This is a genomic window from Bradyrhizobium sp. USDA 4532 (genome assembly GCF_024171315.1).
GTDB classification, from domain to species: domain Bacteria; phylum Pseudomonadota; class Alphaproteobacteria; order Rhizobiales; family Xanthobacteraceae; genus Bradyrhizobium; species Bradyrhizobium australafricanum.
This window is the reverse complement of sequence record NZ_JALJZN010000001.1, coordinates 7,269,854-7,289,709: the sequence shown is the minus strand read 5'-3', so window position 1 is coordinate 7,289,709 and position 19,856 is coordinate 7,269,854. Positions and strand designations below refer to the sequence as shown.

Genomic DNA, 19,856 nt, shown 5'->3' with positions numbered 1-19,856 from the left:
TCGCAGCTCCTATTACGGCGATCATTCACCTAGATTAACCGGCAGGGTCCATGCCCAATTCCACCCAAGCGACGATGGCGCTGCGCAAGCTCGGCATTGCCTTCAAGCTTCACACCTATGTCTACGATTCCAGCGCCGAGAGCATCGGGCTGCAGGCGGCCGAGGCGCTCGGCGTCGACCCGAATCGCATGCTCAAGACGCTGATGGCGGAGGTCGACGGCAAGCCGGTCTGCGCCGTGGTGCCGTCCGACTGCGAGGTCAGCATGAAGAAACTTGCCGCCGCTTTCGGCGGCAAGTCGGCCAGGATGATGCGCCCGGCCGATGCCGAGCGGCTGACCGGCTACCATGTCGGCGGCATCAGCCCGTTCGGCCAGAAGAAGAAGGTGCCGACCGCGATCGACGAGACCGCCCTCACCCACGTCACGGTCTTCGTCAATGGCGGCCAGCGCGGCCTGCAGATCGAGATCGATCCGAACGATGCCGCGCTTGCCGCCGGCGCCACGATGAAGGCGCTGGTGGCGACGCAAGACTGATCCTGCGCAAGGCTGAGCCTGCGCAAGACGGATCCTACGCAAGACCGATCCGAAGACCGGTCGCCGCGATCAATGCGAGGATTTGTCCCTCATAAACTCCGCTCCGACGAAGTCGGACAGACCGGATAATTCCTCCGCCGTAATATCGTTGACGTTGAGCCGCAGCTGCATGATCGCGAGGTCGAGCAGATGCGCGGCGAAGCTTGCGCCGGCCGCCCTCACGATGCTGCGCTGCTCGATCAAGACAGCGATGACGTCGCGCAAACTGCGCACTTGCACTTGATCCATGGCCCTTTGCCCGGCGCTGGCCGTTGTTAGCTGAGTTGTCATTGGGATACCGATTGTAGTGTGCTGATGGACGCCGCACCCACGGTTGGGATGTACGGCAGATGCTCGGCTTCGTCGCCGAGATGCGGGATGCGCGGGCGCATCTCGCGGATTTCGATGTCGATGGTCATCGGCGGGGGAATCAGCGTCACCGAGGCTTTCGGCCATGGCGCCGGATTCGGGCTGACGCCGGTGAAGCGATAGGCCGCGGCGATCTCGAGCGCGAGCAGTTGCAGCTCGAGCATCGCAACCCCCATCCCGGCGCAGGCGCGCGGGCCGGCGCCGAACGGGATGTAGGCGTCGGTGTTGTAGCGCCGCGTCAGCAGGAAGCGGTCCGGATCCTCGAAATGCCTGCCATCGCGCTGCAGCTGCCAGGGGCAGATCAACAGCGAGGTGCCGACCTTGAGATCGCGCCCGCCGATCGTCACCGGCTGCATCACCTCGCGCGAGAACCACCAGGCGCTGGGGTAGAGCCGGCAGACCTCCTTGACCAGCGTCGCGCTCAGATTGGCGCGCTTCACCGCGTCGAGCCGCAGCTCGCCGTCGTCGCCGAGGCACTCCGCCGCCTCGTCGGCAATCTCGTCCATCAGGGCGGGATCGGCGGCCATCTGGTAGAACATCCACGCCGCGGTCGAACCCGTGGTGTGATGGCCGGCCAGCAGCAATGTCAGGATCTCGTCCTCGAGATCGCGATCGGTCAGGCCGAGCGCCTCGAGATCGCGCAGCGCGCTGCTCGAGCCGGCCTTGCGGCGAAGGCGCTGCACCACTGTCGACATCGCAAGCTTGGCGCAGATCCGGTTCTTGCGCCGCCGATACCAGGCCACCGGACCGAACGGCAACGCGCGGAACATCTCTTCCGCAAGATCGTCCTCGATCGCGCCCACCGCCTGAACCAGGGCTTCCTCGTCGCCGGACGACATCACCTGGGAGCCGAAGATCGCGACGCAGATCGTCCGCAGCGCCAGCATCGCGGTGACATGGTGCGGATCGAACGATCCGAGCCGCGCCAGGCTGGCGCCGACCGCGCGGATCTCGGCGCACATATGCGGCAGGAATTTCTCGACGCTGCCCTTGGCCATGTGCTTCTGCAGCACCGCTCGCCGCCGCTTGTGCTCCTCGCCGCTCAGCATCAGCGAGCTGCGGCCGAGCACCGGCGTCAGCTTCTTGATCAGCTTGCCCTTTCCGATGTCGGTCTCCGGCGCCTTGAGGATCGGGCGCAGCAGATCGGGATCGTTCACCAGGAACACCGGCGCAGGACCGAGCTGCAACGGCACCAGCCCCAGCGCGGACTCGTTGCCGCGCGTCAGCAGCAGACGCAGCGGATCACGCTGGAATGCTCGAACGTCCGAGAACATGTGAAGCATCGTGGATCTCCAATTGCCGTCCAAGGTCGAGGAATTTGGTCAGGCCGGGATTGGCGGCGAGACCGAGCGGGATTTCTCCGGCGAGCGCCGTCAGCGGGCGCCCCATGCGATCATTGCCGATCACCTGCGGCGGGCCGTAGCGGCGGGTGCGGATGTCCATACGGGTGAGAAAACGCTCATAGGAGAGGTCGGCCAACGCGACGAGCGCCTTCGCTCCGCGCAGCTCGGCGAAGCGGAACATCAGCGCGTAGTTCACGCGTGCGGCCTGCGACCTCGCAACGTTCGGCAGCACGCCGAAACGGCTGATCTCCCAGGCGTCGCGGCTGGTCGGAAAGCGACGCAGCGCAAGCTGCGGGAAGACCGACTTGGTGAGATAGGGATAATCGGTGCGGATAGCCCGGAAACCGCCGACGAGCTCGACGCCGGAGAACAACAGGCAGTGCTCGGTATACCAGCAGTCGAACTGATCGCGTTCGACATCCCCGACCGTGGTCAGAAGCCAGCCGCAATGGTCGACGAACAGGCGCTTGCGCAGCCGCAACATCGCCCCGACATGCGCCGGATCAAGCTCTTCCCTGGTAATGAGGGCGTGGTAGCCGTCCAATGAATGAAGCATTTGTCCCTTCCTCCAAATGCGGGAACATCTGGAACAAAAGGGGTTAACTGTGGTACCCCCTAAAACCGGGGGTTTTCGTCAATGGGCCTGGTAGACGCGATTTCGACCATCGAGGCGTCGGATACCATCGACGAGCTCAGCTCGTCATTGCATCGCGTTGTCCAGAATTACGGCTTCTCGGGCTTTGCCTTTGTCGATGCCGGCCGGCCCGACCTTGATCTGCCCTATCATATCGGCACATTTCCCGATGCCTGGAAGCGGGCGTATGTGCAGAACGAGTTCGTTCATGCCGATCCGGCGCTGGCGCGGTCACGACGCACCAACACGCCGTTCAGCTGGAGCAGCCTGAAGCTGCCGGAGCGCAGCGGACGCAAGCGACCGCCCGAGGTCAAGACGATGGATGCCGCCCGGGAGTTCGGATTCAAGGACGGCTTCGTCGTTCCCTTCCACTATCGCGACCGGCTCGGCGCGGTGCATTCGAGCTCGACGGTGTTCTTCTGGGAAGACGAGCCGCGCGACTTCGACAAGCTGTTCGTCTGCCATCGCCATGAACTGCATCTGTTGATGATCTATTGGGTGCAGCGGGCGATGGACATCGTCAACCGCGACCAGCGCAACGCGCCGACCATCCTCAAGCCCGCGGACGCCGCCGAAACCATCAAGCTCACCGGGCGGGAGAAGGAAGTGATCGCCTGGGCGGCGCGCGGCAAGACCGTGGCCGACACCGCGCAGATCCTCGGCATTTCGCCGGAGACGGTGGAAGGCTTCATCAAGCAGGCGCTGCGCAAGCTCGAGGCATCCAACAAGACCCATGGGGTGGCCAAGAGCATCGCGCTCGGAATCATCGATTTGTGAGCGGCGCCGCGCAGCCATGGCGGGGCTGCCGCCATGCCGACCGCATCGCCCTGCCAGGACCAGACACCGCGATATGTGGCGCGGTCACACATCCGGTTGGGTTCATCTTCCCGATCGCCCCCTGATTGCATTCGCGCACGGTCTTGATAATAAGGGCCGTGGCCGGATGACGCTGATGCGAGCATCCCAGACCAGGGTGCGCACTCCGGTGCCCGTCCGGCGCGACTGCCCGGCCGGCGTCGAGGCGCCGATCATCCTGCACGTTGCCCGGTACGGCAGGACCCGTTGTCCAGCCGATGATCCGTAGAAGTCCCATCGCGACGAACCGCCGGTTCATTTGCTACCAACTTTTGTAGCGGAAATGCTGTCCACGGACCTAGCTGGAGATGGTCTGAACGCATCATGAGCACATCACAGGACGACCAGATCGACCAATTGGTGCAGGCGCGCTGGCGCGCAATCGGGCTGTCACAGGCGGATCTCGCCGAGATCCTGTGCGCAGGGGCCTCTCTGCAAAAGAACGGCGTCGACGGCACGGTGAAGATCGATACCGGTCGCCTGGCGACGGTCGCCGAGATGCTCGGAATCGCCGCCGACATCCTCAATCGCCGGCCGGTCACGGCAGCGCCGGCGCAGGCCGGCCAGACAGCGGAATCGCTGCAGTCCCTGCTCGAACTGCGCATGCTGCGGGTGTTTCGCGACGTGCAGGACCCCGACACCAAGCGGATCCTGATCGAGCTCGCCGAGCAGATCGTCAAGCGCCAGACCACGCCGCCGGAGACCGGCTAGGACCAAATGTTCGATCCCCTGCGCGACCGGCGCGGGGCTGGCCCGGCCAGGCGCCGTCAGCCTTGGTGAAGGGGTCTTCGCGCATGGTCGCGATGCGTCTATCCCCATTGATGGAATGACGAAATCCGTGTCTGTGATCCGAGCCGGGGAGATCCATACCGGCCCGGCGGTGCCAGCCGGGCAGGCCGCGGCGTCGTGAACCCGGGCCCTCTTCATGTCTGCCTCCGATTCCACCACATCAACGCCTGCGGCCGGCTCCTGGATCGCCAACCAGCCCCATCTGCTGCTCTGCATCACCGCGACGTGCTGGGCCGGCAATGCGATCGTCGGCCGCCTCGCCGCCGGCCACATTCCGCCGGTGACGCTGTCGTTCCTGCGCTGGTCGGCGGCATTCCTGATCATCCTGCCGTTTGCCTGGAAGCACCTCGTCCGCGACTGGCCGGTGATCCGCAACAATCTCGGCATCATGGTGCTGATGTCGATCACCGGCATCAGCGCCTTCAACACGCTGCAATACTGGGCGCTCGAGCACACCCAGGCGCTCAACACGCTGCTGCTGCAATCCGCGGCACCGCTGGTGGTCGCGCTGTGGTCGCTGATCCTGCTCGGCGCACGGCTGACGCTGGCGCAATTGTTCGGCGTGCTGCTGTCGCTCGCCGGCGTGCTGGTGATCCTGCTGCACGGTGATCTCACGACGCTGTCGAAGATCGAGTTCAACAAGGGCGATCTGATCTTCATCGTCGCATTGGTGATCTTCGCGCTGTATTCGGTGCTGACCCTGAAGCGGCCCAAGATCCACGGCCTGTCGGTCGCCGCCTTCACCTTCGGCTGCGGCGCGCTGGTCCTGATCCCGCTCTACATCTGGGAACTCGGCGCGCGCCCGGTGATGCAGCTCACGATCAACAATCTGCTGTCGCTGTTCTATGTCGCGGTGTTCCCCTCGACACTGGCCTATCTGTGCTTCAACCGCGGTGTGCAGCTGATCGGCGCCAACCGGGCCGCACCGTTCTTCCACATGGTTCCGGTGTTCGGCACCATCATGTCGATCGTGTTCATCGGCGAGCATCCGCAGGCCTTCCACTTCATCGGCTTCGCGCTGGTGCTGGCCGGCGTGTTCGCGGCATCGCGGAAGCAGAGCGCGTAATTCTCCTCTCCCTCTCCCCGTTCTTACGGGGAGAGGGTTGGGGTGAGGGGCTCGCTCCGCGAGGACGGCGAGAGACGAATGCGCGGAGACTCCCCTCACCCGGACCGCATTCCGCTGCGCTGCATGCGATCCGACCTCTAAGAGCGAGCTTCGCTCGTCTCGACCCCGCAAGCGGGGCGAGGTAAGGAAAGCCCGCGGTGACTATCGGCGGCAAATCCGCTATCTCTTGAGGTCTGCTTCGCAGACGGGTTTTACGCATGGCGCGCGCCAGCAATCTCTTGATCGGCACCCTGACGCTGGCCCTGGTCGCCGGCTCGCTCGGCGGCTGGCTCGGCTATCAGCGCTATGCCGGCATCAAGCGGATGGTGCCGTTCCGCGTCATCTTCGAGGGCTCGGCCTCCGGCCTGCGCCGCGGCGGCAGCGTCAACTTCGCCGGCGTGCGGATCGGCGAGGTGGTCTCGATCAGGCTCGACCGGCACCGCGTGGTGGCGATGACGCGGATCGAAGGCAACGCCCCGATCAAGAAGGATACCCAGGCCGGCCTCGAATTCCAGGGCCTGACCGGGATCGCCTCGATCTCCTTCACCGGCGGCACCGACGATGCGCCGCCGCCGACGCTCGGCGCCGACGGCATTCCCGAACTGACGGCCGACGCCGAAGGCACGATGGGGATCCAGGAGAAGCTGCGGGTCGCGCTGCGCAATGTCGACCGCGTCATCAGCGAGAACGAGGCCGACATCAAGGACTCGCTGCTCGGGCTCGAGAACTTCACCAACTCGCTGTCCGGCAATGGCGAGCTGATCGCCGGCTTCATCGACGCCGCCGACGACGGCATCAGCGCGGTCGACGCCAAGATGAACTCGGCCGACAAGTTCCTGAAAAGCTTCGGCAGCGACAAATATGGCGGCGAGCTGCTGCCGACCGTGATCTCGCTGCGCGAGTTGATCCAGAGCTTCGACAAGAAATCCGGCGCCATGATCGCCGAGACCCGCAAGACGCTCAGCGACGTCAGCCAGTCCGTCAACAAGTTCAACGAGAAATTTGTCGGGCCCGCCGGCAGGCGCTAGATCATGATGCGTTTCCATGGAATCGCATCATGATCTCATCTCTTTGTTTGAGCATGATCTTTTCGGAAAACCGGTATCCACTTTTCCGGATCATGCTCTAGTCTGGCCTTCCGACCAAGAACCAAGAACAACGGAAACGCTCAACGTGCACGACCGGACCGCAGCCCCCTCTCCGCCTGCCGTAACCGTCAACCGCGCTGCACCCGCCGTACCCCGGCATCTGCGGCGCTATCTCACGCTCGACGATTTCGAGCCGCAGGCGCGCCGGCTGCTGCCGAAATTCCTCTACGGCTACATCTCGGGCGGCGCCGAGACCGATATGGCCCGCACCGACAATCGCCGGGCGTTCGAGGAATACGGCTTCGTGCCGCGGGTGCTGCAGGACGTCTCCGGCCGCGACCAGACCACGACGCTGTTCGGCAAGAGCTACGCCTCGCCGTTCGGCATTCCGCCGATGGGCTCGTCCGCGCTTTGCGCCTATCGCGGCGACATCGTGCTGACGCGCGCCGCTTCTGCCGCCAACATCCCGATGATCCTGTCGGCCTCCTCGCTGATCACGCTGGAGGACGTTCGCGCCGCCAATCCTTCGGCCTGGTACCAGGCCTATCTCGCCGGCCTTCCCGAGCGGATCGAGCCGCTGGTCGACCGTGTCGCCGCCGCCGGCTACGACACCTTCGTCGTCACCGCCGACGTGCCGGTGCCGCCCAACCGCGAGAACAATATCCGCAACGGCTTCCAGGTGCCGCTCGAGATCACGCCGCGGGTGTTCTGGGACACCATCACCCATCCCGACTGGCTGCTCAACACCTGGGCGCGCACCGTGTTCAACCACGGCATGCCGCATTTCGAGAACATGGACGCCAAGCAGGGCCCGCCGGTGCTGTCCAAGAATTTGATGCGCAACATCGGCAGCCGCGACCAGCTGGCCTGGAAGCATGTCGAGCTGATCCGCAAGCGCTGGCGCGGCAAGCTCGTGGTCAAAGGACTGATCTCGCCGGAAGACGCCCGGCTGGCGCGCGAGCATGGCTGCGACGGCGTCATGGTCTCCAACCATGGCGGCCGCCAGCTCGACTACACCGTCTCCGGCTTGCGCACGCTGCCGGAGATCGCGGCGCAGAAGGGCAACATGACCGTGATGGTCGACGGCGGCATCCGCCGCGGCACCGACGTGATCAAGGCGCTGGCGCTCGGTGCGGATTTCGTCTGGGTCGGGCGGCCGTTCCTCTATGCCGCCGTGGTCGCCGGCGAGGCCGGCGTGGCGCGCGCGATCTCGCTGCTGCATGCCGAGATCGACCGCGATCTCGCGCTGCTCGGCATCCGCAGCCTGAAGGAGATCACCCCGGACCTGGTGCGGAAGTTCTAGAGCGTTTTCGAGCGAAGTGGATACCGGTTCGCGTGAAGAAAACGCGTCACAACAAGAGTCCAAAGCATGATCCGGAAAAGTGCGAAGCGGTTTTCCGAAAAGATCATGCTCATACAAGGAGCTAAAGCGCGATGATGATTCAACCCAATCTCATCGCGCTTTAGAGCCCCGTTGCGATTCTACCGGAACGGGAAAGGCTCCAGGCTCACGCATAGCGCGCCGCGCCCATGCACAGCGCGGTGATCGCGAGCAGGGCGGCGGCGATGCGCTGGGCGACCGCCAGGCGCGAGCGCGCGGCTGAGGTATCGCCCGCGCTGCTGCGCAGCTGCCGGACCGCGCCGCCGCCGACGATGACCTGCACGGCGATCGCGGCCAGCGCCGCGATCGCGCCGCCCGCCAGAATCTGCTCCGACAGCCCGAACGAGCCTTCGTGGACCAGGCGCCAGAGCGTGCCGCCGGTCACGATCGCGACCGTCGCGGCGCCGATTTGCGGAAACAGCAGCTTTTCGCCGCCGAGGCCGCCGGTGCGCGCCAGGGTGAAGCTCGAGCCGGCCCAAAACACCGATGACAGGACGTGAAGGGACAGCGCTATGATCAGGGCGGTCTGCATGATGTCGCTCCGGATGGGCATTGGAAATTAGATATACATAATGTATAGTCAATCTGACGAAAGCAAGGCAAACCGATGCCGCCGCGCAGCTATGTGAGCCCGGCGCGCAGCGCTGCCGCCGCCGAGACCCGCGAGCGCGTGATCGAGGCCGCCTCGCGCACATTGCGCGACGAGAGCATCGCGCGCTTCTCGCTCGATACGGTGGCCAAGGCGGCCGGCGTGACCCGGCTGACGGTCTACAACCAGTTCGGCTCGCGGCGCGGGCTGCTCGAGGCGGTGTTCGACGAGATCGCGCGCCATGGCGGGCTGCACCAGCTCGCCGACGCCATGACGATGGCCGATCCGCGCGCCGCGCTCGACCGGATGGTCGAGATCTTCTGCGGATTCTGGAGCCGGGATTCCGCGGTCGGCCGGCTGCACGACGCGATGGCGACCGATCCCGAATTCGCCGAAGCCGTGCGCGAGCGCAACGAGCGCCGCCGCCGCGGCGTCACCGGATTGATCGACCGCATCGCGGGCAAGGGCGCGTCACAGCAAGCCCGCAGCGACGCCGTCGACCTGATCTTCGCGCTGACGAGCTATCCGACCTTCGCATCGCTGAGCGCGGGGCGGTCGAGCGATGATGTCTGCCGTGTCGTGCAGAGCGCCTGCCACGCGGCGCTGCAGCCGCTCGCAAACCCATCATCCTGAGGGTCACTGTCAACCGTCATTGCGAGGAGCGTTAGCGACGAAGCAATCCATCGCTCCACTACGCGGTGAAATGGATTGCTTCGCTACGCTCGCAATGACGGGATGGGAGCCGGCTCGTCGGCTACCCCATCTTGAACTTGCTGTAGGCCTCGCGCGTCGCGATGATGACGTGCTCCTCGCAGCCGTTGCGGCGATGCGGGTCGCAGCGGTCTTCGTAGTCGGCCGAGGTCATCATGTCGATGAAGGCGGCGACGCTCGGGTAGTAGACCAGCGCGAGATAATCCCAGCGCTGGCCGGCCGGCTCGCCGAGGGCGACAGTCTCGGCGCTGCCGGTCCACAACAGCGTGCCGCCGCGCGCCTTGATCATCGGGACGGTGAGCGCGCTGTAGCGCAAATAGGCATCCCAGCCCGAGCCGTCGCCGTCGAGCGACCGCGCGCGAAACCGCATCAGATTGACCATCACGACCGGCGCCTCGCGGTCCAGCTCGTTCAGGCCTTTGACGTTCAAGAGATCGACACCCATCACCCGCTCCCGCCCAAAGCCCGTCACTCCCGCCACATCGGTCCGGCCGCAACGATTATGTCACATCGCGGGACTAGCCTGAAATACCGCCGAGCCGTAAGCTCAGGTCAGCTCTCGGAGGTCAAGGCCGTGATGACCCTTCCAGAACTAGCGGCCGACGCGCTCGGCAAGTTCCTCGGCGAGTACATGCAGCGCCGGTTCGGCTCTTCGCAGACCCAGCTGGTGGAAATGGTGCCCTCGATCGCCCGGATCGCGCTCGAATGCATCGGCAACAGCGACGCGCTCTATCACAATGTCGAGCACACCATGCTGGTGACGCTGGCCGGCCACGACATCCTGCGCGGCCGCGCGCTGCACTCGCATATGAGCGCCGAAGACTATGCCCATGTCATCATCGCCTGCCTCACCCATGACATCGGCTATGTGCGCGGGCTGTTCGAGGCCGACGGCCAGGACGGCTATCTGGTCGAGGCCGACGGCCGCAAGATCATCCTGCCGCGCGGCTCGTCGGATGCGGCGCTGATGTCCTACCACGTCGACCGCTCCAAGATCTTCGTGATGGAGCGGCTCAAGGGCGTCACCCTGCTCGACAAGGAGCGCATCGTGCGTGCCATCGAAGGCACCCGCTTTCCGCTGAGCGCGCCTGATGACGATGAGGATTTCGGCGAAGAGGCCACCCTGCTGCGCGCGGCCGACCTGATCGGCCAGCTCGGCGATCCCCACTACATCCGCAAGGCCAACGCGCTGTACATCGAATTCGAGGAGGCCGGACTGAACCGCCAGCTCGGCTACGATTCGCCGGCCGATCTCGTCGACCGCTATCCGCGGTTCTACTGGGACAGCGTCGCACCGCATGTGCAGAAGGCGATCCGCTACCTCAACATCACCTCGAGCGGACGGCAATGGATCGCCAATCTCTACAGCAACGTGTTTCGCGCCGAGCGCGACATCTCGCTGTCGGGGCCGCAGAAATAGGCAGGGATGCAGCGCAATCTCTCCGCTCGTCGTCCCGGCTTTCGCCGGGACGACATCGAGTATGTTGCGGCATCGAGAGGCATTCATTCACGGTCTCTCAGGATGACGGGTTCTGTTATTCCGCGGCAGTGTGGCTTCCGCGTCAGATTGAGCGCCCGCGCATGGCTCCAATCCGCTCTTTCGTCTTGTCGCGGCGCCGGATTCGGGCACAACATCCGCCCGATAATGACCGCCTTGCCCGCACCTGCCACAACCCCACGCCGCTCGCCGCTCAGCTGGCTCAATAACCAGCCCTATCTGCTGCTCAGCCTGACATCGCTGTTCTGGGCCGCCAACATCGTGCTGGCGCGGCATGTCGGCAGCCATGTGCCGCCGGTCACGCTGACCACGATCCGCTGGTTCGGCGTCTTCCTGATCCTGTTGCCGTTCGCCTGGCCGCATCTGAAGCTGGACTGGCCGAAGCTGCGCGGCGCCCTGCCGCTGATGCTGCTGCTGTCCGCGGTCGGCTTCGCCTTCAACAACGCGATCTCCTACTGGGCGATGCAGTATACCGAGGCGCTCAACGCGCTCTTGATCCAGTCGGCGGGGCCGCTGTTCGTGGCGCTGTGGTCACTGATCCTGTTCGGCGTGCGGCTGACGCCGGCGCAGCTGGCCGGCATCGCGATCTCGCTGGCCGGCGTGCTGACCATCATCCTGCGCGGCGACTTCTCCGCGCTCGCCGGCATCAGCTTCAACCGTGGCGACATCATGTTCGGCGCCTCGCTGGTGTCGTTCGGACTCTATTCGGCGCTGATCCCGCGGCGGCCGAAAATCCACCAGCTCTCGCTGATCTCGTTCACCACCTGCTGCGGTGCGCTGATGCTGCTGCCGGTGGCGGCCTGGGAGTTCGCCAACGGCGTGACGCTGAAGTTCGACTTGCTGACCGGCGCAACGCTCGCCTATGTGCTGATCTTCCCGTCCACGCTCGCCTATCTGTTCTTCAACCGCGGCGTCGCGCTGATCGGTCCGAACCGCGCCGCGCCGTTCTTCCATCTGGTGCCGGTGTTCGGCTCGGCGATGGCGATCCTGCTGCTCGGCGAGACGCTCGCGCCGTTCCATCTGATCGGCTACGCGCTGGTGCTCGCCGGCGTCATCATCGCCTCGCGGCAAGGATCGGCCAAGACGTCGGCGAAGCGCGAGGCCGTGAACCCATAAATCTGCCGGGCGGACAGCTTGCCAAAGTCTGCTATAGCACCGATAGCGACCAAATTCTGCAGCGCAGCTAAATGACGCGATGGGCCAATAGGCAACTTCGGTACATTTTGACGTACCGCCCAAAGGAACGACATCTCCGTGGACGCGTTTGAAGATGGGCGTCGTGGAGCTAAAACATGGATCGACAAGCCGAAGTCGAACACCTTGCGCAGTCCGACAGGCATATCGCGACCGCCGAGCAACACATCACGAAGCAACGACTTTTACTTGATAATTTGCGGGCGGAAGGTCACGACACCAAAGTTGCGGAGGAGATGCTCACGGGCTTTGAGCACAATCTAAAGACGCTGCGTGAGCATCGAGCGATAATTGTCAAAACGATTGAGCAGATCGACGAGGGGCTGGCTTGATCACCGGACGTTACGGTTCGGCCGAATCGGCTCCCTGTTTTCCCCATGCGGGAGCTGGCCAACTAACAAGGTTGCCTTGAAGCCCTTCCTCGGTCTCCTCGATGGCCCTAACGATAAGCTCGCGGTGTTCTTGCATTACCTGTAGATTGGCCTCGAATACCCGCAACGTTTCCTCCGCGAGCTTCGTGTCTTGGCCGCTGCATCGTAGGTTCTCGATCAAGGCCACTTGCTCCCTGATCACGCATTCAGCCTTCGCTACGTGTTTATTGGCAATAGATAGCTGTTGCCGCTCAAAAGAGCGCCGCTCCTGCGCCTTCCTTTTTCTATCGATAGCTGCTTGCATCCGAAAGCCGTGAGGCTGCTGAGGTAATGGTTTTTTGATCTCGCGCTGCTTGGTTTTTGGAATGTTTGGTCGAGGATTTTCCGAAAGCACTTTGCGGCCCAGCGCAATGGCTGCGCGTCCCGACGCCAGGTGACGAGCGTCGTGCTCTCTGTCGAGCGACGAGAGACGGAAAAAGCGGAAACCTGGCAACACCATCCCGGCGCTCCCTGTCGTAGGCGGAAGCGCGACCGGCCCCAGTCGGGGGGACGCGGAACCGCCGCCGACGACAAGGGCACTTTACTGGAATTAGGGCACTGAATACAGCGAAGCGGGCGGCAGTTCACTTGAGGCGCCTTCGCCGGAACGGCGCCCCCCCCCCCCCGCGTTATCTGGCATGGCACAGGACCTTGAGACACTGTTCGCGCGTGCCGACGCCGCTATACAGCGTTCCAGACAGCTGGCGGAGGCTGTTTCTGCAGCGCATAAACGCCTGCTGGACCAAATATCCGCGCGACGACTATTGGGCTTCAGTCCCGCTGATCGGAAGGTGAGGTACCCGCAGGATTTTCCTGAAACGCGCCCTGCCTCTCAGCCGTTTCCAGCCCAAGCTGACGATAGCGGGACCTAGCGCTTTCGGCACGAACGATAGTAGCTCTCACCTCCCGGGCTACCCTTTGGGCCCGTATAAGGTGCTCTATCGCTTCTTCCTTGACGCGATAGCTATCCTCAATAGCGCGGTCGGCGCGCTTGAGCAGATCGTCCATCGCACGTAAAAGCCATGCGGAATGGATTGTTCCTATCGGCCCGGGGCGTTCCTAAAGTCCGTTGCGGGTCATCCGCGACCGGGTCGAGCCAGTAGCAAGTCCGGCCCAGTCCGCTGTGCCGCCGAAAGCGGAAGTCAATTCAGAGCATTAGCGACACGGCACGGGGCGTTGCCAGTTGATGGCGCTGCCCGAGACGTGATTCAAGCTCCGAAAACCGGAGCCTCGGAGCATGCGCGGCGAACTCAGCGACTACGAGTGGACCGCCATCAAACCGATGCCGAACAAGCCGCGCGGTGTTCGGCGTGCAAATGACCGTCGCGGGCATACGGCAAGTAAGACCGCCTCAGCTGGCGGCCTATTCTCATCCAGCGCACGATTAATTTCCTAGCAGTGGCACAAACTGCACTTCGGTCGCCAGTCATCCCGAGCTAGATTTCAACCCCACGCAGGGGTTGTATCATGACTAGTGAGCTACTTTATAGGGCGAGCATTGTAGCGTTGGGGCTGAGCCCCATCGCTCTGGTTGCCATCGTTCTATTTGTTTGAGATCGAGACCGCCCCAGTTTGATGGCCTCTTTCACTTTGCGCGTAACGCGCAACTTCACCGTAATCGACGGTGGGCGCTCTTGGGAGCGCTCCAAAGAAGCAGCCCCAGCGAGGCGACTGGCTGGGGCCGATTTCCCGTGGATTCGTCCATGCGCTGTGGGCAGGTAGTCAGCAATGGACGTTGCGGTAACCGGGATCCACGTCGGCCGTTCCTATCCAAAGAAATGGCCCCGGCGAGGGGGTACACGCTGAGGCCAAGGCGGTTGGATCAATCCATGAGATGACAGGTTCATCACATAAACAGGACGCCGACAACAGGACGCCGACGCCTACGATGAGCGCTACGAACGATATCGCCGCCAACGCCATAAAGGTGTACTCGACGCCATCGTAGTGACTGAGCCTGAACATGGCGCCCAGTCTGCGCCCGGTTCCGAGCCACCGCATTCGCATAGGCAAGTCAGCGAACTGCCTAACGGCAAAAGAAACGGCCCCAGCACCCTTGGAGGTGATGCTGAGGCCGCTCCTCATTCCATTGCTTGCCGAGCCGCCGCGTCGGTAATCGGGCTAGCCCCTCTGGGCCTGAAAAAATTGTCCTTAATGAAACCGCCTTGCCCAGTGCGGGAATGATCGAATCAAAGCGTGTGCCAGTCAATTAACTTGAGTGAATCAAAGGTAAACAAATCGTCCGGATGCTTAACGGTCGGGGTGTCCTGGTCCGCGCTGCGTGCTAGGACAGCACCATCTATCGAGAGAGCAAGAGCCCTCACCCGGATTGCACTGGACGATGCTTCGCATCGCCAGGCGCAATCCGACCTCTCCCCAACGGGATAGGTGAACCGAGAGCGCGCCAAGCCAATCCAACCAAACCCATCCCGCTCTAGCAGACGCCGAGGAGATGGCTAGCTGACCTTGCGCAAGCCGGCGGATTTGCGTGGCGAATATGGCTTTGCCGCCAGCGTGTCCGTGATGAAGTCGATAAACCGCCTCACCTTCGCCGGCACGTGGTTACGCGAGGCGTAATAGACGTAGAGCGGAAAACACTCGTCGGGCCAGTCCGGAAACAGCTCGATCAGCGCGCCGCTCCTCAGGTGATCGTCGAGGCCGAGATCGATCACCTGCGCGATGCCGAAGCCGGCCAGGCAAGCGCCGAGCTTGGTTCCTGAATCGGTTACGGTGAGCCGCCCGTTGACCGCGACCGGCACGACCTCGTTGCCGCGCCGAAACTCCCAATCGAAGGGACGCCCGGTCGCCGCATCGATTGCATGGATGCACTGATGGTCGCGGCTTGCCAGCTCGCGCGGATCAAGCGGCCGGCCGTGTCGTTCGAGATAGATCGGCGAGGCCACGGTGAGCACGCGCGCATCGAGCACGCGGCGCGCAATCAGCGCCGACGGCACCGGCTCGCCGAAACGCACCGCCAGATCAAAACCGTCGCTGACCAGATCCGCGATCCGGTCGCGGGTCTCGATACGCAGCTCCATGCCTGGATTCTGCAGCAGGAACTCGCTCAGCTTCGGCGACAGCACCATGCGGGAGAACAGCGGGTCGACATTGACCCGCAACCTGCCGCGGACCGCATCGCGCGATTTCGAGGTCTCCGCCGCCGCTTCGCCGATCCCGGCCAGATGCGCAGCAACCCGCTCGCACAGCGCGCGTCCTTCCTCGGTGAGCTCGACGGCGCGGCTCGTGCGGTGAACCAACCTGGCATCGAGGCGCGCCTCGAGCTTGGCGATCGCCTTGCTGACCCCGGATTGCGTCATGCCGAGCCGTTCGGCGGCCCGGCCAAAACTGCGCGCATCCGCCAGCGCCGCGAGGACCACCAGGCCGCCAACCAGCCGACCGTCAACTTCGTCCATGCCGATGCCCTTCAGTCATCCAAGAGATGACCGCCCAGTCGTAGCACTCCGCCGCCATATCGGCCACTGTCGGCGCAGATCACCGGTTCGATCCGGTGCGGTCACCGCCACATCAACCGCCAAGGAGATTTTGCAATGAGCGACATCCAGGCCATCGCATCCGCGATCGATGGATATTTCAACCTGATGTACGACGTCGACGATAGCCGGTTCCGCGACGTCTTCTCCGATGCCTGCATCGTGCACGGCATCCGGGACGGCAGGCACACGGTGCGGTCGGCCGCCGAATTCCGCGACTTCATCCGCAGCCGTCCCTCGCCGGCGTCGATGAAATCGCCGCGCGAGGAGGCCATCATCAGCATCGACCAGACCGCGTCCGACCTGGCCATCGCCAAGGTGCGCGTCAGGGCCGGCCAAACCGGCTTCATCGATCATCTGGTGTTTCATCGGATCGACGGCCGGTGGCTCATCACCACCAAGGCGTTTCACGTCGCGCAGGTCTTTCCGGCGGGATCGTAACGCACTCACGGCCGACTTTCGGAATATTAGAAATATGACACTGATTTGCCCGACGTGTCAAGCTGCCTGGTCGAGCGCCGGCCGCCACCGGCTCCTTTGCATGGGGTTGTTTTCGATATTTTTGGCAGCGCGCCCCTGCGAGGCCCGGGAGTAGCCATGCGGCGAAAGGCTGCTCCCGGCACGGCTTCCGCGGCCATGGCGGCCGGGTTAGCTTCGGCCGCAATGGGCCTGTTCAGGGCCTGCGCGGGGGGACGACGACATGATCATGGGATTGAGACGATACTGCTGCCTGGCGGCCGCAGCCACCGCCGCGCTTGCGGCGATATCCGGGGCGGCACTTGCCCAGACCTATCCCACCCGCAACATCACGCTGGTGCTGCCGTTTGCCGCCGGCAGCGGCACCGACACCACGACGCGGCTGATCTCCAAGGAGCTCGGCGTTGCGCTCGGCGTCGGCATGGTGATCGACAACCGGGCCGGCGCCAACGGCTCGATCGCGGCGAACTATGTCGCCCGCTCCGCCCCCGACGGCTACACGCTGTTCGTCACCACGAACACGACGCACTCGGCCAATCCGTATCTGCTCAAGACCATGAACTACGATCCGATCAAGGATTTCACGCCGATCGCGCGCACCGGCGACCTGCCCTTCATGCTGGTGATCCATCCGGACATCCCGGCGAACTCGGTCGCCGAGCTGATCGCGCTCGCCAAGAAGGAGCCGGGCAAGTACAGCTACGCCAGTGGCTCGTCATCGGCGAGCGTCTCCGGCGCGACCTTCGCGCGCCTCGCCGGCATCGACCTGCTGCATGTGCCCTACAAGAGCTCACCGCCGGCACTGACCGACGTCATCGCCGGCCGCATCTCGATGATGTTCATCGACGTGCCGACCGGGCTGCCGCACGTCAACGCCAAGGTGCTGAAGCCGCTCGCCGTCACCACCAAACGGAAGTCGGCACTGCTGCCGGACCTGCCGACGATGGACGACACCGTGAAGGGCTTCGATATCACCTCCTGGCAGGGCTATCTCGGCCCCGCCAACATGCCGAAGGACGTCGTGGTCAGGCTGAATGCGGAGATCCGCAAGATCGTCGAGCGGCCGGACATCAAGAGCCAGCTCGCCGAGCGCGGCATGGAGGCATTCTCCGGCACGCCCGAGGAGTTTGAGGCATTCCTCAAGGAGCAGCTCGTGCTGTGGGAGAAGCTGATCGCCGACGCCGGAATCGAGAAGCAGTAGGCCCCGGTCGTTGCGAGCGAAGCGACGCGACGAAGTCTGCCAACTCCGTCATCCTGAGGAGGCCGCAACGCGGCCGTCTCGAAGGATCGACGGCCCCACTGGTGGCCGTGCATCCTTCGAGACGCGCGCAAGAGCGCGCTCCTCAGGATGACGGGGGATGCGGAATCGTAGGGTGGCGTAGCGTCGCTACCCCACCCTACGCGGCTCGCTTACGCCGCGCGCACCTTTTGCAGGAACTCGTCGACCGCGTTGCGCAGCATGCCCGATTGCGTGTCGAGCTCGCGGGCATTCGACAGCACGTCGCCGGCCGCGGTGCCGGTGGCGGCGGCCGCTGACGTGACGCCGCCGATATGGGCGGAGATCTCGCTCGAGCCGGCCGCGACCTGCTGGATGTTGCGCGCGATCTCGCGCGTCGCATCGCCCTGCTGGTCGATCGCGGTCGAGATCGAGGCGGTGATCTCGCTCATCTGCGCGATCGTCGCTGTGATGCCGCCGATCGAGGTCACCGCCTCGCCGGTGGACGCCTGCATCGCGGCGACCTGCGCCGAGATCTCCTCGGTCGCCTTCGCGGTCTGGTTGGCCAGCGCCTTCACTTCGGAGGCGACCACCGCGAAACCGCGGCCGGATTCGCCGGCGCGTGCCGCCTCGATGGTGGCGTTGAGCGCGAGCAGGTTGGTTTGGGCTGCGATCGAGTGAATCAGCTTGACCACCTCGCCGATCTTCTCGGCGCCGGTGGAGAGCGCCTGCACGGTCGCGTTGGTGCGCTCGGCATCGGCCACCGCCTGGCTCGCGACCTCGCTGGAGCGCGCCACCTGGCGGGAGATCTCCGCAACCGAGCTGGAGAGCTCCTCGGCGGCAGCGGCGACGGTGCCGACATTGTTGGAGGCGCTGTCGGACGCAGCGCCGACGGTCGCGGCCCGCGCGCTGGCGTCGCTTGCGGTCGCGGTCATCGACTGCGCCGTGGTCTGCATGCCGGCGGCGGCGGAGGCCACCGTGCGGACGATGCCGTTCACGCTGCGCTCGAAATCGTTGGCGATATTCTCCATCGCACCACGGCGCTCGGCCTCCGCGCGTGCTTTGGTCTCGGCCTCGGCCTGTTCCAGGCCGCGGATGCGAACCGCGTTGTCCTTGAAGACCTGAACCGTGGCCGCCATTCCGCCGACCTCGTCACCGCGGCCGACGCCGGGGATGTCACCGTCGAGCTTGCCGTCGGCGATGTCGCGCATGCGAGCGCCGAGGAGGTTGAGCGGACGGGAGATGCTGCGGCCGATCAGCCAGGCGACCGAGCCGGAAACGATGCCGATGCCGAGGATCGCGAGGCCGAGCAGCCAGGCAATCGGCCGCATCTTGGCATCGATATCGTCGAGATAGGCGCCGGTGCCGAGATACATATCGAAGCCGGGGACCGCGACGGCGTAGCCGAGCTTGCGGATCGGCGTCTCCTGGCCGGGCTTCACATAATCATAGAACAGCAGGATCTCGCCCTTGGCCTTCACGCCGTCCATCAGTTCCTGCGAGAGCTTGCGACCATTGGTCACGATGTCCATGCGATTGGTTCCGACCTGCTTCGGATCGGGCGCCAGCACCGTGATGCCGCTGTAGTCGGTGCCGAACAGATAGCCGGCGCCGTTGTCGTAGGTCAGGGTGTTGGCGCGCTTGCCGAACTCGGCCAGTGCCGCTTCCTTGGTCAGCTTGCCGGCGTCGACATCCTTCTTCAGGCCCGCCGCCATGTTCTTCGCCATCTCGACGATGGCCTTGGCCTGGTCGATGCGCGCATTCATCATCTCCCGCTGCATCAGGTGACCGGCGAGGATGCCGGCCGTGCACAGGCCAAGGAGGGTCACCCCCACCAGAATGCCGAGCTTGGGGGTGATCTTCAGATTTGACAGCTTCACGGGGGTCTCCAGAAGAGGCGGGGAACGCGACGCGATTGGCGGATTGATTCCGCGCACCGTAATGTGAGACCCTTTACCTGATGGTTACGGAGGTTCCCCGTAGAAGCCCGGAGAATCAGGCCGCGGACCAACCGGCAATTGTGGAGAGAACAGCGCGGCTCGCGTACAAGCATGGGAAGGCGGCGACCCAGCCGCGCTCCAAGAAGCAAGAAGAATCAAGATCAAGAAGCAAACCAGCAAGAAGCAAGAACAGC

20 protein-coding genes are annotated in these 19,856 nt (G+C 64.2%); 12 read left to right on the top strand and 8 right to left on the bottom strand.

Features of this window, described 5'->3' with window-relative positions; translation table 11 throughout:
- The first annotated feature begins 50 nt into the window (after nt 1-50).
- Nucleotides 51-533, top strand: coding sequence for a Cys-tRNA(Pro) deacylase (gene ybaK, locus J2R76_RS33555; RefSeq protein WP_057015615.1), 483 nt, complete (start codon nt 51-53; stop codon nt 531-533).
- 69 nt (nt 534-602) lie between these two features.
- Here ybaK and J2R76_RS33550 read toward each other — a convergent pair whose 3' ends face one another.
- Genes J2R76_RS33550 through J2R76_RS33540 form a run of 3 tightly spaced genes read right to left on the bottom strand, consistent with a single transcriptional unit; the run spans nt 603 to nt 2,840 of the window.
- Nucleotides 603-821: a hypothetical protein gene (locus J2R76_RS33550; RefSeq protein ID WP_016842680.1), complete on the bottom strand. Its 219-nt coding sequence runs from the start codon at nt 819-821 to the stop codon at nt 603-605.
- Between the two features lie 38 nt (nt 822-859).
- Nucleotides 860-2,224 (bottom strand): cytochrome P450, encoded by a 1,365-nt coding sequence (locus tag J2R76_RS33545; RefSeq protein ID WP_253589087.1) that lies wholly within the window; start codon nt 2,222-2,224, stop codon nt 860-862.
- Nucleotides 2,184-2,840 carry an acyl-homoserine-lactone synthase gene (locus J2R76_RS33540; RefSeq protein WP_168857556.1) on the bottom strand — a complete coding sequence of 219 codons (657 nt, stop codon included), beginning with the start codon at nt 2,838-2,840 and terminating at the stop codon, nt 2,184-2,186. The genes J2R76_RS33545 and J2R76_RS33540 overlap by 41 nt, the downstream gene beginning before the upstream one ends.
- A gap of 81 nt (nt 2,841-2,921) precedes the next feature.
- Here J2R76_RS33540 and J2R76_RS33535 point away from each other — a divergent pair, with 81 nt between their 5' ends.
- The 5 genes from J2R76_RS33535 (at nt 2,922) to J2R76_RS33515 (ending at nt 8,058) form a co-directional block, all read left to right on the top strand.
- Nucleotides 2,922-3,695, top strand: coding sequence for a LuxR family transcriptional regulator (locus J2R76_RS33535; RefSeq protein ID WP_016842683.1), 774 nt, complete (start codon nt 2,922-2,924; stop codon nt 3,693-3,695).
- A 402-nt stretch (nt 3,696-4,097) separates the two neighbouring features.
- Nucleotides 4,098-4,484 carry a hypothetical protein gene (locus J2R76_RS33530; protein WP_253625436.1) on the top strand — a complete coding sequence of 129 codons (387 nt, stop codon included), beginning with the start codon at nt 4,098-4,100 and terminating at the stop codon, nt 4,482-4,484.
- 214 nt (nt 4,485-4,698) lie between these two features.
- Complete coding sequence (locus J2R76_RS33525; protein WP_253625435.1) at nt 4,699-5,628, top strand: DMT family transporter; 930 nt, start codon at nt 4,699-4,701, stop codon at nt 5,626-5,628.
- 257 nt (nt 5,629-5,885) lie between these two features.
- The gene (locus J2R76_RS33520; RefSeq protein ID WP_253589086.1) at nt 5,886-6,695 is read left to right on the top strand and encodes an MlaD family protein; all 810 of its coding nucleotides are present in this window, start codon (nt 5,886-5,888) and stop codon (nt 6,693-6,695) included.
- Between the two features lie 145 nt (nt 6,696-6,840).
- Nucleotides 6,841-8,058, top strand: coding sequence for an alpha-hydroxy acid oxidase (locus J2R76_RS33515; RefSeq protein WP_309143559.1), 1,218 nt, complete (start codon nt 6,841-6,843; stop codon nt 8,056-8,058).
- Nucleotides 8,059-8,263: 205 nt separating this feature from the next.
- Here the strand turns inward: J2R76_RS33515 and J2R76_RS33510 are convergent, their stop codons facing one another.
- Nucleotides 8,264-8,668, bottom strand: a complete 405-nt coding sequence (locus J2R76_RS33510) for a hypothetical protein (protein ID WP_057015609.1) — start codon at nt 8,666-8,668, stop codon at nt 8,264-8,266.
- A 75-nt stretch (nt 8,669-8,743) separates the two neighbouring features.
- Between J2R76_RS33510 and J2R76_RS33505 the strand changes: the two genes are divergently transcribed.
- A complete protein-coding gene (locus J2R76_RS33505) occupies nt 8,744-9,358 on the top strand; it encodes a TetR/AcrR family transcriptional regulator (RefSeq protein ID WP_253625434.1) in 615 nt (204 codons plus the stop codon).
- 121 nt (nt 9,359-9,479) lie between these two features.
- On the opposite strand, the gene J2R76_RS33500 is transcribed toward J2R76_RS33505, so the two are convergent.
- Nucleotides 9,480-9,881 carry a DUF1330 domain-containing protein gene (locus tag J2R76_RS33500; RefSeq protein ID WP_253625433.1) on the bottom strand — a complete coding sequence of 134 codons (402 nt, stop codon included), beginning with the start codon at nt 9,879-9,881 and terminating at the stop codon, nt 9,480-9,482.
- A gap of 129 nt (nt 9,882-10,010) precedes the next feature.
- Between J2R76_RS33500 and J2R76_RS33495 the strand changes: the two genes are divergently transcribed.
- The 3 genes from J2R76_RS33495 to J2R76_RS33485 all read left to right on the top strand — a co-directional run bounded on the left by J2R76_RS33495 (nt 10,011) and on the right by J2R76_RS33485 (nt 12,460).
- Nucleotides 10,011-10,856, top strand: a complete 846-nt coding sequence (locus J2R76_RS33495) for a metal-dependent phosphohydrolase (protein ID WP_229192590.1) — start codon at nt 10,011-10,013, stop codon at nt 10,854-10,856.
- 225 nt (nt 10,857-11,081) lie between these two features.
- Entirely contained in the window at nt 11,082-12,050 is a 969-nt protein-coding gene (locus J2R76_RS33490) for a DMT family transporter (protein ID WP_076829957.1), read from the top strand.
- A 176-nt stretch (nt 12,051-12,226) separates the two neighbouring features.
- Complete coding sequence (locus J2R76_RS33485; protein WP_057015605.1) at nt 12,227-12,460, top strand: hypothetical protein; 234 nt, start codon at nt 12,227-12,229, stop codon at nt 12,458-12,460.
- A gap of 10 nt (nt 12,461-12,470) precedes the next feature.
- Here the strand turns inward: J2R76_RS33485 and J2R76_RS33480 are convergent, their stop codons facing one another.
- Both J2R76_RS33480 and J2R76_RS33475 read right to left on the bottom strand, forming a co-directional pair.
- Entirely contained in the window at nt 12,471-12,998 is a 528-nt protein-coding gene (locus tag J2R76_RS33480; RefSeq protein ID WP_141342808.1) for a hypothetical protein, read from the bottom strand.
- Between the two features lie 1,996 nt (nt 12,999-14,994).
- Nucleotides 14,995-15,951 carry a LysR family transcriptional regulator gene (locus tag J2R76_RS33475; protein WP_076829948.1) on the bottom strand — a complete coding sequence of 319 codons (957 nt, stop codon included), beginning with the start codon at nt 15,949-15,951 and terminating at the stop codon, nt 14,995-14,997.
- A gap of 135 nt (nt 15,952-16,086) precedes the next feature.
- Between J2R76_RS33475 and J2R76_RS33470 the strand changes: the two genes are divergently transcribed.
- Nucleotides 16,087-16,470: a nuclear transport factor 2 family protein gene (locus J2R76_RS33470; protein WP_076829947.1), complete on the top strand. Its 384-nt coding sequence runs from the start codon at nt 16,087-16,089 to the stop codon at nt 16,468-16,470.
- Between the two features lie 265 nt (nt 16,471-16,735).
- A complete protein-coding gene (locus tag J2R76_RS33465; RefSeq protein WP_229160502.1) occupies nt 16,736-17,707 on the top strand; it encodes a tripartite tricarboxylate transporter substrate binding protein in 972 nt (323 codons plus the stop codon).
- 209 nt (nt 17,708-17,916) lie between these two features.
- Here J2R76_RS33465 and J2R76_RS33460 read toward each other — a convergent pair whose 3' ends face one another.
- On the bottom strand, nt 17,917-19,602 hold the full coding sequence (locus J2R76_RS33460; protein WP_057015598.1) for a methyl-accepting chemotaxis protein: 1,686 nt from the start codon (nt 19,600-19,602) through the stop codon (nt 17,917-17,919).
- Nucleotides 19,603-19,856: the final 254 nt, after the last annotated feature.